At 66.8% G+C, this 262-nt stretch carries 1 pseudogene; it reads left to right on the plus strand.

The features are described 5' to 3' along the window. Positions 1-262 (plus strand): annotated as a pseudogene (locus C5P05_RS24625) (hypothetical protein); the annotation flags it as partial.

A 262-nucleotide genomic window follows, 5' to 3' on the forward strand; every position in this document is an offset into this window, starting at 1 on the left:
GTGCCCGCAGGCGTCACCGGTTTTGCCGTCACCGTGCCAACCCTGACCGACTCCATCAATGGTGAGCCGATCGAGACCCTGGGCCTGACCATCGGCGGCGTCCAGGGCATCGGCGGCATCGTCGATACCACGGGCGTGCCCAGCATCACCACCGTCGAGCCAGGCGCTCCAGGCGTGGGCGACAACAACGTCAACGAAGGCGCCGACCTGGTTTTCAACGTCGCCATCACCGGCACTTCCACCGCCGCGGTGACCTACAGCC

It is taken from the genome of Rhodoferax ferrireducens, from assembly GCF_003347515.1.
Lineage (GTDB): Bacteria > Pseudomonadota > Gammaproteobacteria > Burkholderiales > Burkholderiaceae_C > Rhodoferax.